The organism is Thermomonospora cellulosilytica, assembly GCF_014138835.1.
In the GTDB taxonomy this organism is placed as follows: Bacteria; Actinomycetota; Actinomycetes; order Streptosporangiales; family Streptosporangiaceae; genus Thermomonospora; species Thermomonospora amylolytica.
This window is the reverse complement of sequence record NZ_JACJII010000001.1, coordinates 6571117-6584698: the sequence shown is the minus strand read 5'-3', so window position 1 is coordinate 6584698 and position 13582 is coordinate 6571117. Positions and strand designations below refer to the sequence as shown.

11 protein-coding genes are annotated in these 13582 nt (G+C 72.8%); 9 read left to right on the top strand and 2 right to left on the bottom strand.

The genetic code is table 11. The features are described from left to right. Nucleotides 1-2 precede the first annotated feature (2 nt). Nucleotides 3-341: a hypothetical protein gene (locus HNR21_RS30995; RefSeq protein ID WP_182707941.1), complete on the top strand. Its 339-nt coding sequence runs from the start codon at nucleotides 3-5 to the stop codon at nucleotides 339-341. 344 nt (nucleotides 342-685) lie between these two features. Here the strand turns inward: HNR21_RS30995 and HNR21_RS30990 are convergent, their stop codons facing one another. Next, a complete protein-coding gene (locus HNR21_RS30990) occupies nucleotides 686-949 on the bottom strand; it encodes a DUF6458 family protein (RefSeq protein ID WP_119729167.1) in 264 nt (87 codons plus the stop codon). 163 nt (nucleotides 950-1112) lie between these two features. Between HNR21_RS30990 and gatC the strand changes: the two genes are divergently transcribed. From gatC to gatB, 3 genes are read left to right on the top strand one after another with little or no spacing between them, the layout of a single operon-like run. After that, nucleotides 1113-1463, top strand: coding sequence for an Asp-tRNA(Asn)/Glu-tRNA(Gln) amidotransferase subunit GatC (gatC, locus tag HNR21_RS30985; protein WP_119729168.1), 351 nt, complete (start codon nucleotides 1113-1115; stop codon nucleotides 1461-1463). Between the two features lies 1 nt (nucleotide 1464). Next, entirely contained in the window at nucleotides 1465-2976 is a 1512-nt protein-coding gene (gene gatA / locus HNR21_RS30980) for an Asp-tRNA(Asn)/Glu-tRNA(Gln) amidotransferase subunit GatA (RefSeq protein WP_182707940.1), read from the top strand. Then, nucleotides 2973-4472 (top strand): Asp-tRNA(Asn)/Glu-tRNA(Gln) amidotransferase subunit GatB, encoded by a 1500-nt coding sequence (gatB, locus tag HNR21_RS30975; protein ID WP_182707939.1) that lies wholly within the window; start codon nucleotides 2973-2975, stop codon nucleotides 4470-4472. Before gatA ends, gatB begins: the two co-directional genes overlap by 4 nt. 56 nt (nucleotides 4473-4528) lie before the next feature. Here the strand turns inward: gatB and HNR21_RS30970 are convergent, their stop codons facing one another. Continuing rightward, nucleotides 4529-5656, bottom strand: a complete 1128-nt coding sequence (locus tag HNR21_RS30970; protein ID WP_182708923.1) for a PQQ-dependent sugar dehydrogenase — start codon at nucleotides 5654-5656, stop codon at nucleotides 4529-4531. A gap of 78 nt (nucleotides 5657-5734) precedes the next feature. Here HNR21_RS30970 and HNR21_RS30965 point away from each other — a divergent pair, with 78 nt between their 5' ends. The 5 genes from HNR21_RS30965 to ilvC all read left to right on the top strand — a co-directional run bounded on the left by HNR21_RS30965 (nucleotide 5735) and on the right by ilvC (nucleotide 13412). Further along, the gene (locus HNR21_RS30965) at nucleotides 5735-6676 is read left to right on the top strand and encodes a 2-hydroxyacid dehydrogenase (protein WP_182707938.1); all 942 of its coding nucleotides are present in this window, start codon (nucleotides 5735-5737) and stop codon (nucleotides 6674-6676) included. Nucleotides 6677-7039: 363 nt separating this feature from the next. Then, nucleotides 7040-9895: a putative bifunctional diguanylate cyclase/phosphodiesterase gene (locus HNR21_RS30960; RefSeq protein WP_182707937.1), complete on the top strand. Its 2856-nt coding sequence runs from the start codon at nucleotides 7040-7042 to the stop codon at nucleotides 9893-9895. Nucleotides 9896-10056: 161 nt separating this feature from the next. Further along, on the top strand, nucleotides 10057-11859 hold the full coding sequence (locus HNR21_RS30955) for an acetolactate synthase large subunit (RefSeq protein WP_312881596.1): 1803 nt from the start codon (nucleotides 10057-10059) through the stop codon (nucleotides 11857-11859). A gap of 3 nt (nucleotides 11860-11862) precedes the next feature. Next, on the top strand, nucleotides 11863-12387 hold the full coding sequence (gene ilvN, locus HNR21_RS30950) for an acetolactate synthase small subunit (protein WP_119729172.1): 525 nt from the start codon (nucleotides 11863-11865) through the stop codon (nucleotides 12385-12387). A gap of 41 nt (nucleotides 12388-12428) precedes the next feature. Next, complete coding sequence (gene ilvC / locus HNR21_RS30945) at nucleotides 12429-13412, top strand: ketol-acid reductoisomerase (protein WP_182708922.1); 984 nt, start codon at nucleotides 12429-12431, stop codon at nucleotides 13410-13412. The last annotated feature ends 170 nt before the right edge of the window (nucleotides 13413-13582 follow it).

Genomic DNA, 13582 nt, shown 5'->3' with positions numbered 1-13582 from the left:
CGATGAACCAGGCCAGCCGTGGCCTCATCTTCGCCCTGTTCCTGCTGGCCGCGATAGCCCTGGGCTTCTTCGCCGCGATCAACATCCCGGTCGAGGAGGGCGAGAACCCGACCGAGAGCATCGCCGCCGCGATCGTGCTGGGCCTCGGGTCGATCTCCGCCAGCATCATCGCCGCCGGGGCCATGGCCGGAATGCCCACCCTCCCCGGCACCCAGCAGCGCGTGATCCTGCCCCCCGGCGCCGCCCCCCAGCACCAGCCCCAGCAGCCCATGTACTACCCGCAGCCCGGCATGGCCCCGCAGCCCCAGCCGGGTCACCAGCAGCCCGGCCAGCCCACCTGACCGCACCACGCCGACGGGACGCACGCCGTGCGTCCCGTCACCGGCCGGGCGCCCGCGCGAGAGCACACCGCTAGCCGCCGTCCCGGCTCAGAGCCGCCCGCGGCCGTCCGCCCGCGAGCAGAGCGCGCCGCCGGGTGCCCGGTTCACAGAGTCGCCTGCGGGGTGTCCGTGCAAGGTTGTGGACGCGTCACCGGCGGCTGTCTTGCTTCGAAGCCGCCTGCGGAGTGTCCGTGAGCGGGGCGGTGATGTAGGGCGCGCCGCCGGTGGGCGGCGCGCACGACCGCACCGCCGTCGACGGTGCGGCGGCGGTGGATGCGGTCGGCGCGGGCGGGGGACCGGGCCGGTCAGTAGCCGCGGCGGCGGGCCGGGTCGTCGTAGGTGGTGGGCTCTTCGTAGTAGCGCTCCTCGCGGACGTGGGCGCCGGGCGGGGGAGCGGTGCGGCGACGGGCGCTGGCCAGCCGGATCAGGCCGATGACCAGGCCCACCAGGCCGCCGACCATGAGGATGACGCCGACGACCTTGATGTCCAGGCCGCTGATGTCGTACTCGACGGCGTAGGCCAGGATCGCGCCGATGATGATGAGGGCGAGGCTGCCTCCGATGGTCACGGGGCTCTCCTCTCGTGCTCGGGGTCTGGGATCACCGTTCCCGCTGGGCGCGTCTCAAACGGGGCGGCCCCGGGCGTGTGATCCCGGGTAAAGGGTTCGGAGGCCGGCCGCCGGGGCCCATAGGATGGCCAGGAACCTGATCGAACGCAGAAACGGCTTCCACATGTCTGAAAAGCACGCCGCCGGCAGCCCCGCCGCGGGCGAAGCCCGTGGCGGGGCTGCCATCACCCGTGACGAGGTGGCGCATCTCGCCCGGCTGTCCAGGCTGGCGCTGGGCGAGGACGAGCTCGACCACCTCGCCGCCCAGCTCGATGTGATCATCTCCGCGGTCGCGCGGGTGCAGGAGGTCGCGGCGGAGGACATCCCGCCGACCTCGCACGCGCTGCCGCTGACCAACGTGTTCCGGCCCGACGAGGTGCGGCCGTCGCTCGCCCCCGAGCAGGCGCTGGCCGGGGCGCCCGCGGCCGAGGACCAGCGGTTCCGGGTGCCGCGGATCCTGGGGGAGGAGGCCTGACATGAGCAGCGAGCTGACCCGCAGGACCGCCGCCGAGCTGGCGGAGCTGATCGCCTCCGGCCAGGTCTCGGCGGTGGAGGTCGCCCAGGCGCACCTGGACCGGATCACCGCGGTGGACGGCCGGATCAAGGCGTTCCTGCACGTGGACGCCGAGACCGCGCTGGCGCAGGCGCGCGCGGTGGACGAGCGGCGCGCCGCCGGTGAGCGCCTCGGCCCGCTGGCCGGGGTGCCGATCGCGCACAAGGACGTGTTCACCACCGCCGACATGCCCACCACCGCCGGGTCGAAGATCCTGGAGGGCTGGCGGCCGCCGTACGACGCCACCATCACCCGGCGGCTGCGCGAGGCCGGGCTGGTGATCATCGGCAAGACCAACATGGACGAGTTCGCGATGGGCTCGTCCACCGAGAACAGCGCGTTCGGCCCCACCCGCAACCCGTGGAACCTGGACCGCATCCCCGGCGGCTCGTCCGGCGGCTCGTCGGCCGCGGTCGCCGCCTACGAGGCGCCGCTGGCCACCGGCACCGACACCGGCGGCTCCATCAGGCAGCCCGCCGCGGTCACCGGCATCGTCGGCACCAAGCCCACCTACGGCGGCTCCTCCCGGTACGGGCTGATCGCGTTCGCGTCCTCGCTGGACACCCCGGGCCCGTTCGCCCGCACCGTGCTGGACGCGGCGCTGCTGCACGAGGCGTTCTCCGGGCACGACCCGATGGACTCCACCTCCATCGACCACCCGGTGCCGCCGGTGGTCGAGGCCGCCCGCCGCGCCGACGTGGCCGGGCTGCGGATCGGCGTGGTCAGGGAACTCGGCGGCGAGGGCTTCCAGCCGGGCGTGCAGGCCCGCTTCAACGAGGCCGTGGAACTGCTGGAGTCGCTGGGCGCCAAGGTCACCGAGGTGTCCTGCCCGCACTTCACCTACGCGCTGCCCGCCTACTACCTGATCGCGCCGTCGGAGTGCTCGTCCAACCTGGCCCGCTTCGACGCGATGCGGTACGGCCTGCGGATCGGCGACGACGGCGCCCGCAGCGCCGAGGAGGTCATGGCCCTCACCCGCGCCGAGGGCTTCGGTCCTGAGGTCAAGCGGCGCATCATGCTCGGCACGTACGCGCTGTCGTCGGGCTACTACGACGCCTACTACGGCAAGGCCCAGCAGGTCCGCACCCTGATCATCCGCGACTTCGAGGCCGCGTTCGAGCAGGTGGACGTGCTGGTGTCGCCCACCACGCCGACCACCGCGTTCCCGATCGGCGACCGCGTGGACGACCCGATGGCGATGTACCTGGCCGACCTGGCCACCATCCCGTCCAACCTGGCCGGCAACGCCGCCATCTCCGTTCCCTGCGGCCTGGCGGAGGAGGACGGGCTGCCGGTGGGTCTGCAGGTGATGGCCCCCACCCTGGCCGACGACCGCGTCTACCGCGTCGGCGCCGCCGTGGAGAAGGCCCTGGAAGACCGCTGGGGCGGCCCCCTGCTGGCCAAGGCCCCCGAGCTCGCGGAGGCTGACCGATGAGCACGACCCTGGTGCCGTACGAGGAGGCGCTGGCCAGGTACGAGCCGGTGCTGGGCGTGGAGACCCACATCGAGCTGGGCACCGCCTCCAAGATGTTCTGCGGGTGCCCGACCACGTTCGGTGCGCCGCCCAACACCCAGGTGTGCCCGGTGTGCCTGGGCCTGCCGGGGGCGCTGCCGGTCACCAACAGGGCGGCGATCGAGGGGATCATCAAGATCGGCCTCGCGCTGAACTGCACCATCGTGGAGTGGTGCCGGTTCGCCCGCAAGAACTACTTCTATCCGGACATGCCGAAGAACTTCCAGATCTCCCAGTACGACGAGCCGCTGTGCGTCGACGGGTACCTGGACGTGGAGGTCGACGGCGAGACGTTCCGGGTGGAGATCGAGCGGGTCCACATGGAGGAGGACACCGGCAAGTCGCTGCACGTCGGCGGCGCCACCGGCCGGATCCACGGCGCCGACTTCTCCCTGGTGGACTACAACCGGGCCGGGATCCCGCTGGTGGAGATCGTCACCAAGCCGATCGTCGCCACCGGCGACAAGGCCCCCCTGGTCGCCCGCGCCTACGCCACCGAGCTGCGCGAGCTGGTCCGCGCCATCGGCGTGTCCGACGTGCGCATGGAGGAGGGCTCCATGCGCTGCGACATCAACGTGTCGCTGATGCCGCGCGGCTCCTCCGAGTGGGGCACCCGCACCGAGACCAAGAACGTCAACTCGCTGCGCTCGATCGAGCGGGCGGTCCGCCACGAGATCGAACGGCAGGCCGCGGTGCTGGACTCCGGCGGCAAGGTGGTCCAGGAGACCCGGCACTTCCACGAGGACACCGGCACCACCACCAGCGGGCGCAGCAAGGAGGAGGCGCAGGACTACCGCTACTTCCCCGAGCCGGACCTGGTGCCGATGGCGCCGTCCCGCGAGTGGGTGGAGGAACTGCGGGCGAGCCTGCCGGAGCTGCCCGCCGCGCGCCGCCGCCGGGTGCAGGCCGAGTGGGGCCTGACCGACCTGGAGCTGCGGGACGTGGTCAACGCCGGGGCCCTCGACCTCATCGAGGACACCGTCAAGGCCGGCTGCGCCCCCGGCCCGGCCCGCAAGTGGTGGATGAACGAGCTGTCGCGCCGCGCCACCGAGCAGGGCGTGGAGCTGCCGGAGCTGCCGATCGCCCCCGAGCAGGTCGCCCGCATCCAGGCGCTGATCGACGAGGGCTCCCTCAACGACAAGCTGGCCCGCCAGGTCTTCGAGGGCGTGCTGGCCGGCGAGGGCGACCCCGACCAGGTGGTGGCCGCCCGCGGCCTCAAGGTCGTCAGCGACGAGGGCGAGCTGGCCGCGATCGTCGACCAGGTGATCGCCGACAACGCCGCCGCCGCCGACAAGGTCCGCTCCGGCAAGGTCGCCGCCGCCGGCGCCCTGGTCGGCGCGGTCATGAAGGCCACCCGGGGTCAGGCCGACGCCGCCCGCGCCCGCGAGCTGATCCTGGAGAAGCTCGGCGTCTCCTGATCGCATGCTCCGCGCGGCCGTGGCTCCGCACGGAGACGAGGCGTCGCACGGGCGGCTCAGCCGAGGGGGATGACCAGGATGCGGTCGTCCTCCTCGGCCGGGGTGCCGCGGCCGTCGTGGTTGCTGGTGGTGAGCCACAGCGCCCCGTCGGGGGCGCGCACGACGGCGCGCAGGCGGCCGTACTCGCCCTCGTAGTGCGCGATCGGCCGGCCCGCCCGGCCGTCCGGGCCGACCGGGACCTGCCACAGCCGCTTCCCCCGCAGCCCGGCCGCCCACAGGGAGCCGTCGGCGTACGCCAGGCCGGACGGTGACGCCTCGTCGGTGGTCCAGGTCAGCAGCGGGTCGGTGTAGCGGTCGCCGCCGCCCGCCTGCACGCCCTCCACCCGCGGCCACCCGTAGTTGCGGCCCCGCTCGATCAGGTTGATCTCGTCGAAGCGGTCCTGCCCGAACTCGGCGGCGTACAGCCGTCTCCGCTCGTCCCAGGCCAGCCCTTGGACGTTGCGGTGCCCGTACGACCAGACGGGGGACGAGAAGGGATTGCCGGGGGCGGGCCTGCCGTCCGGGGTGACCCGCAGGATCTTGCCGCCCAGCGACCCCCGGTCCTGCGCCAGCTCGGTCCGGTAGACCTCGCCGGTCGCGACGTAGAGCAGCCGGTCCGGCCCGAACGCGATCCGCCCGCCGTTGTGGTTGGAGCCCTTGGGGATGCCCGTGACGATCGGCCGCGGCTCGCCCAGCGACCGCCCGTCGTAACGGAACCGCACCACCCGGTTGTCGTCGGCGGCCGTGAAGTACAGGTACACGTACCGGTCACGGTCATAGGACGGGGACACCGCGACCCCCATCAGGCCGCCTTCGCCGCCCGGCCGCACGCCCGGGACCTCGCCGACCGGGGTCACCCGCCCCTGCGGCGTCACCCGCAGCAGCCGGGCCGTGTCCCGTTCGGTGACCAGCGCGTTGCCGTCCGGCAGGAACGCGATCGCCCACGGCGTCCGCAGCCCCGTCGCCAGCGTGCGCGGCCGTCCGGGCGCGGCGGCCGTGGTGCCGGGGGCGGGGGAACCGCCGCCGGTGGTGGCGGTCGGCAGCGGAGGCGGGGTCCGCGCACCGCCCTCCGGATCGGACGCGCATCCGGCCAGCACGACCGCCGCCGCGCCGAGCGCGACGGCGCCGCGCCTGCCGATGGACATGGACATGGGCGACCCCCTTCCCGTCACCCTGACATACGGATGCCGGACCCGGGTGGTTCCGACCGTACGATCCGGATCATGACGACGACACTGTGGGTGGCCCGCCCCGAGATCGCCGAGGCGGTACGGGACCTGCCCGGCGTGACCGTCGAGGTGTGGGCCGACGGGCCGGCGCCCGGCTCGATCGAGGACGTCGAGTTCTACGTTCCGGTGCTGATGCCCTCACCGGCGGGTCTGGAGGTGATGGCGCGGATGCCACGGCTGCGGGTGGTGCAGTTGCAGACCGCCGGGTTCGAGCACGTCGAACCGCACCTGCCGGAGGGCGTCACGCTGTGCAACGCCCGCGGCGCGCACGACGCGGGCACCGCCGAGTGGGCGGTCGGCGCGATCATCGCCGCGCTGCGGGAGTTCCCCGAGTTCGCCGCCGCCCAGCGGGAGGGCCGCTGGGCCTACCGCCAGACGGCCGCGCTCGCCGACTCCCGTGTGCTGCTGGTCGGGTACGGCTCGATCGGGCAGGCCGTGGAACGCCGCCTCGCCCCGTTCGAGGTGCAGATCACCCGGGTGGCGAGCAGGGCCCGCGAGGGCGTGCACGGGGTGGACGAACTGCCCGAGCTGATCGGCCACGCCGACGTGGTGGTGCTGCTCGTACCGGCGAACGAGCAGACCAGAGGCATGATCGACGCGGAGGTGCTGGCCCGCATGAAGGACGGCGCGCTCCTGGTCAACGCCGCCCGCGGCGGCGTGGTGGACACCGGCGCGCTGGTCGCCGAGACCTCCCGGGGCCGGTTGCGCGCCGCCCTCGACGTCACCGACCCCGAGCCGCTGCCGCCCGACCACCCCCTGTGGCGGTGTCCCGGCGTGTTCATCACCCCGCACGTCGCCGGCTCCACCCCGGCCTCGGTCCGCCGCATCGCCTGGTTGGTGCGCGAGCAGGCCGCCCGGTACCTGGCGGGGGAGCCGCTGCGCAACACGGTCGCCGGTCCGTCCGTCCCGGCCTCACGGGTTGGTCACGGAAGGTAAAAAACCGACCTGGACTACGGCCCGGCGGGAGATGATCAAGTCCCCGGAAACGGCGCCCGGACGGGGATCGTTGAAGCCGGGTGGACGCTGAGCCTCAATCGCTCCGTGACCTACGGAACGTACATTGAGCATCACGGTGATCCCGCAGCGGAACCACGGTGCAGACGACGCCGCCGGCCTGGCCGGTGCCCGGCGCCCCAAGGACGGGGCGACCCCGTCCCGAACAGGAGACCATGGGCCTTCCCTGACACGGACGGCACCGCCGGGCACGATCTTGCGCACCGGTTGCGTTGATGTCGGTGACGGTCGACGCCGTGGTCCCTCGGGGGGCCGACGGTCCGGACAGCAGAGAGCGAGCGGCGGATGAGCGGCGAGAGCGCCAGGCGGTTTCCGCCTCGTGTGGTGCCGATCGGCGCGGTCGCGCTGGCCGTGGTCCTGTTCGCCGCCGGGTCCCTGCTGGGCTGGGGCGGCACCGTCCTGCCCGGCTGGGCGGAGACGGCCGTGGCCGTCGCGGCGGTCGGCTCGCTGCTGGCCGCGGTGGTCCCGCTGCCGCTGCGGCCGGGACGCGGCGGCGCCGAGGACCGTCCCCGCCGCCGGGATCCCCGGCGCGACTGCTGGAGCTGGTTGGCGATAGCCGCCGCCTGCTGGCTGGCGGGCGCCGCGACCGATCTGGTCTCGCCCGGCCTGCTGGGCAGCGCCACCGAGGCGCTGTCGCTGGCGGACCTGTTCTACCTGGCCGCGATAGCCGCGCTGACCACCGGCTTCGTCGTGCCGATCCGGCTGCCGAGGGACGTGGGGACCTGGACCCGCTACGTCGCCGACACCTACGTGTGCGTGGCCGCGCTGTTCGTGTTCGGCTGGGTGGCCGAGTTCGACCGGCTGTACCACCTGTCGGGGGAGTCGCCCGCCGAGTTCGTGCTGGAGCTGCTGTACCCGCTGGTCGGGACGATGCTGGTGTGCGGTGCGCTGCCGTTCGTGCTGGGCGCGGCCCGCGCCTACCGGGCCGGGGTGTGGACGGCCTACCTGGCGCTGGTGGCGTTCGTGGCGGCCGACATCGCCTCCATGATCGCCCGGCTGCGCGGCGACGCGTCGCCCGGAGACCCGGGCGACATCCCGCGGGTGGCGGGCCTGCTGCTGCTCGGCCTGGCCCCCTGGATCCGCCCGATGCCCGCCGTGGAACGCCCGCGCACCTCCCCGGACGAGGCCGCCGACGACACCGAGCCCGCCGTCCCCTACGGCCGCATGATCGGCCCCGGGCTCACCCCGGCGGCGGTGGCGGCGGCGTCCGCGCTGTTCGTCGCGGGCCACTCGCTGACCGGCAGCCGGGGCATGGAGCCGGTGGTCACGATCGTCGCCGGATCCGCGGTGCTGGTGCTGCTGGCCCGGCTGGCCGGGCTGCTGCGCGAGAACGACGGGCTGCGGCACGCGGTCGAGGCCGGTGAGGAGCACTTCCGGGCGCTCGCCGACAGCATCAACGACGTGGTGCTGATCTGCGACCTGACCGGCGGGATCCAGTACGTGTCCGACCGCGCCCGCCAGGTCTACGGCCACGAGCCCGACGACCTGGTCGGCCGGGGACTGACCGAGCTGGTGCACCCCGAGGACCTGCCGCACCTGGAGGAGGTCTACGGCGAGTTCCTGGCCTCGGACCGGGCGGCGCTGCGGGTGGCCTGCCGGGTGCGCGCCGCCGACGGCACCTGGCTGCCCACCGAGTCCACCGTCTCCCGGTACACCTCCTCGCGGGTGCTGGTGACCACCCGCGACCTGTCCGAGCAGGCGGCGCTGCAGCGCCAGGTCACCCATCTGACGTTCCACGACGGCCTGACCGGGCTGCCCAACCGGGCCTACTTCGAGGAACGCGTCCGCGAGGTGCTGTCCCGGGAGGCCGCGTCCGGCCGGGTCGCGGTGGTGTTCGCCGACCTCGACGGGTTCACCGCGGTGAACGACTCGGCGGGGCACGCCGCCGGGGACCAGGTCCTGGCCCAGGCCGCCCGCCGGCTGCGCGCCGCCGTGCAGGCCGACGACACGGTGGCCCGCTGGGGCGGCGACGAGTTCGCCGTGCTGGTGGAGAACGCCGACGAGGCCCGCGCGGCGGTGGAGCTGGCCGAGCGGCTGCAGCGGGTGCTGACCGCCGAGCCGTACCGGGCGGGGAGCCGCGAGGTGGTGCTGAGCGCCAGCGTCGGGCTGGCGTTCGCCGACAGCGACCTGGCCGACCAGGCCGGGGAAGCGGCGCCGCGGCCCGGCCGGCAGAGCGGGGCCGACCTGATCCGCAACGGCGACCTGGCGATGGCGCGGGCCAAGGAGCTGGGCGGCGGGCGCGTGGAGGTGTTCGCCGCGCACATGCACGCCGACGTGGTGCGGCGGCTGGAGCTGGGCGCCGAGCTGCAGCGGGCGCTGGCCGAGGAGCAGTTCACCGTCGAGTTCCAGCCGGTGGTGGATCTGGCCACCTCCCGGGTGACCGGGGTGGAGGCGCTGGTGCGCTGGTGGCGCGGCAGCGAGTCGGTGCCGCCGCAGGAGTTCATCCGGCCCGCCGAGGAGTCCGGGCTGATGATCCCGCTGGGCGACTGGGTGCTGCGGGAGTCCTGCCGCCAGGTGGCCCGCTGGCGCGCCGAGTCCTGGGACGTGGGCCTGTCGGTGAACTTCACCGCCCGGCAGATCGCCGCCCCGCGGTTCGTGGAGTCGGTGGCGGCGGCCCTGGAGGAGACCGGCCTGCCGCCCAGCGCGCTCACCCTGGAGGTCCGCGAGGAGGTGCTGGTCGAGGACGCCGGGCAGAACGTGCGGCGGCTGACCGAGCTGCGCGACCTGGGGGTGCGGCTGGCCATCGACGACTTCGGCACCGGGTACGCCTCGCTGGCCTATCTGGGGCAGCTCCCGGTGGACGTGATCAAGATCGATCCGTCGTTCGTGGCGGGGCTGGGCCGGGACGACACGCTCACCCTGCTCACCCGCACCATCGTCCGGCTGGGGCGTGATCTCGGTCTCACCGTGGTGGCCGAGGGCATCGAGCGTCCCGAGCAGCTGGAACTGCTGCGCGAGATGCAGTGCCCGCGCGGGCAGGGGTTCCTGGTGGCCCGGCCGATGGCGGCGGGCCCGGCGGACGCGCTGCTGCGCACCAATCTCACCGGCCTGGCCGGTCCCGGCGACCCGGCCGGCGCCGGGCGGGGACCGGACGGCGACCCGGAGGTGCCGCTGCACGGGCCGGCCCTGTCGCCCGGCTGAGCCCGTCTCGGATTCCGAGACGATCCGTCCACGGATTTGACGCCGGTCGGGAAGTCGGCGATGGTGTACCCGTGCAGAGCATCCCCTCGATCCTCGTAGTACTTGGTCGGCGCGCAGGCTGACCGAGTCGCTTCGCCTGCGCGCTCCCCTCGATTCGCCGCATTCGGCGCGAGGGGTTTTTTGTTGGCCAGGATCACTCTCCCACCCAAGGAAAAGGCATGACGACCGAACGAATGACGGGAGCTCAGGCGCTGGTCCGCGCACTGGAGAACGTCGGGGTCGACACCGTGTTCGGCATCCCCGGGGGAGCGATCCTCCCGGCCTACGACCCCCTGTTCGACTCCAGGAAGGTGCGGCACATCCTGGTCCGGCACGAGCAGGGCGCCGGGCACGCCGCGCAGGGCTACGCCATGGTCACCGGCAAGGTCGGGGTGTGCATGGCCACCAGCGGCCCGGGCGCCACCAACCTGGTCACCCCCATCTCCGACGCCTACATGGACTCGGTGCCGCTGGTGGCCATCACCGGCCAGGTGCCCAGCGCGGCCATCGGGACCGACGCGTTCCAGGAGGCCGACATCGCCGGCATCACCATGCCGATCACCAAGCACAACTTCCTGGTCACCGACGCCCGGGACATCGGCCGCACCATCGCCGAGGCGTTCCACATCGCCTCCACCGGCCGGCCCGGCCCGGTCCTGGTCGACATCTCCAAGGACGCCCTGCAGGCCACCTTCGACTTCGTCTGGCCCGAGCCGATGCAGCTGCCCGGCTACCGCCCGGTGACCCGCCCGCACTCCAAGCAGGTCCGCGAGGCGGCCCGGCTGCTGATGGAGGCCAGGCGCCCGGTGCTGTACGTCGGCGGCGGCGTGATCAAGGCGGGCGCGGCGGCCGAGCTGAAGGTGCTGGCCGAGCTGACCGGCGCCCCCGTCGTCACCACCCTGATGGCCAAGGGCGCGCTGCCCGACAGCCACCCGCTGCACATGGGCATGCCCGGCATGCACGGCACCGTCGGCGCGGTCGGCGCGCTGCAGCGCTCGGACCTGCTGGTGGCGCTGGGCGCCCGGTTCGACGACCGGGTGACCGGCAAGCTGGACAGCTTCGCCCCCGACGCCAAGGTCGTGCACGCCGACATCGACCCGGCCGAGATCTCCAAGAACCGGCACGCCGACGTCCCGATCGTCGGCGACGCCCGCGAGGTCATCGCCGACCTGATCGTGGCGGTGCAGGCCGAGCACGAGGCCGGCCGGCGCGGCGACTACACCGCCTGGTGGAAGCAGCTGAACGCCTGGCGCGAGACCTACCCGCTGGGCTACGACCACCCCGAGGACGGCTCGCTGTCCCCGCAGTACGTGATCGAGCAGATCGGGAGGATCGTCGGGCCGGACGCCTACTACGTGGCGGGCGTCGGCCAGCACCAGATGTGGGCGGCCCAGTTCATCAAGTACGAGCGGCCGGGGGCGTTCCTCAACTCCGGCGGCGCGGGCACGATGGGCTACGCGGTCCCGGCGGCGATGGGCGCCAAGGTCGCCGCCCCGGACGCCCAGGTGTGGGCGATCGACGGCGACGGCTGCTTCCAGATGACCAACCAGGAGCTGGCCACCTGCGCCATCGAGGGCATCCCGATCAAGGTCGCCGTGATCAACAACGGCAACCTGGGCATGGTCCGGCAGTGGCAGACGCTCTTCTACAACGAGCGCTACTCCAACACCAACCTGCACTCCAAGCGGATCCCGGACTTCGTCAAGCTGGCCGAGGCCTACGGGTGCGTCGGGCTGCGCTGCGAGCGGGCCGAGGACGTCGAGGAGACCGTCCGCAAGGCGATGGAGATCAACGACGCCCCGGTGGTCATCGACTTCCTGGTCCACCAGGACGCCATGGTGTGGCCCATGGTCGCCGCCGGGACCAGCAACGACGACATCAAGATCGCGCGCGACATGGCGCCCGACTGGGAGAACGGGGACTGACCCATGAGCCGTCACACGCTCTCGGTGCTGGTGGAGAACAAGCCGGGCATCCTGGCCCGGGTCGCGTCGCTGTTCTCCCGGCGCGGATTCAACATCGACTCGCTGGCGGTGGGCACCACCGAGCATCCGGAGATCTCCCGGATGACCATCGTGGTCAACGTCGAGGACCTGCCGCTGGAACAGGTCACCAAGCAGCTCAACAAGCTGGTCAACGTGCTGAAGATCGTGGAGCTGGACCCGTCCTCCTCGGTGCAGCGCGAACTGGTGCTGATCAAGGTGCGGGCCGACGCCGAGACCCGGTCGCAGGTGCTGGAGACCGTCCAGCTGTTCCGCGCCAAGGTGGTCGACGTGGCTCCGGAGGCGGTCACCATCGAGGCCACCGGCAACCGTGACAAGCTCGAGGCGCTCATCCGCGTGCTGGAGCCGTTCGGCATCAAGGAACTGGTCCAGTCGGGGATGGTGGCCATCGGCCGCGGCGCCCGCTCCATCACCGACCGGTCCCTGCGCGCCCTGGACCGCAGCGCCTGAGCGCGTCTTCATCCATAGAGAGGTAGTTCGAAGTGGCGGAAATGTTCTACGACGGCGACGCCGACCTGGGCGTCATCCAGGGCCGGCACGTGGCCGTGATCGGGTACGGCAGCCAGGGTCACGCGCACGCGCTGTCGCTGCGCGACTCGGGCGTGGACGTGCGGGTCGGGCTCAAGGAGGGCTCCAGGTCCCGCGAGCAGGCCGAGGCGGACGGCCTGCGGGTGGTCACCCCGGCGGAGGCGGCCGAGGAGGCCGACCTGATCATGATCCTGGCGCCCGACCACGTCCAGCGCGACCTGTACAACAACGAGATCAGGCCGGCGCTGGTCGAGGGCGACGCGCTGTTCTTCGGGCACGGCCTCAACATCCGGTTCGGCCTGATCGAGGCCCCCGAGGGCGTGGACGTCGCGATGGTCGCCCCCAAGGGCCCGGGCCACCTGGTGCGCCGCCAGTTCACCGCGGGCCGCGGCGTCCCGGTGCTGGTCGCGGTGGAGAAGGACGCCACCGGCAACGCCTGGCCGCTGACCCTGTCGTACGCCAAGGCGATCGGCGGGCTGCGCGCCGGCGGCATCAGGACCACCTTCGCCGAGGAGACCGAGACCGACCTGTTCGGCGAGCAGGCGGTGCTGTGCGGCGGCGTCTCGGAGCTGATCAAGGCCGGGTTCGAGACCCTGATCGAGGCGGGCTACCAGCCCGAGGTGGCCTACTTCGAGTGCCTGCACGAGATGAAGCTGATCGTCGACCTCATGTACGAGGGCGGCATCCAGAAGATGTACTGGTCGGTGTCCGACACCGCCGAGTACGGCGGCTACACCCGCGGCCCGCGCGTGATCACCCCGCAGGCCAAGGAGGCGATGAAGCAGATCCTGGCGGAGATCAAGTCCGGCGACTTCGCCAAGGAGCTGGTGGCCGAGTTCGACGGCGGCCAGGCCAACCACCTCAAGTACCGCGAGGAGCTGGGCGGCCACCCGATCGAGCAGACCGGCGCCAAGCTCCGCCCGATGATGAGCTGGCTGAACGACTGACGTCCGGCCCTGCACGGCCCGCCGCGCCCTTCCGGTCGCGGCGGGCCGTCGTCTTTGCGGGATGTGAATCGTGTCACTTTGCGGCGCGGTTGGTGGAGGAGTGCCCGGATGGGGCGGGTGAGAGCGTTTGCGGGTGGGGATTTGCCTGTGTCGTTGGGGTTCGCTGAGCG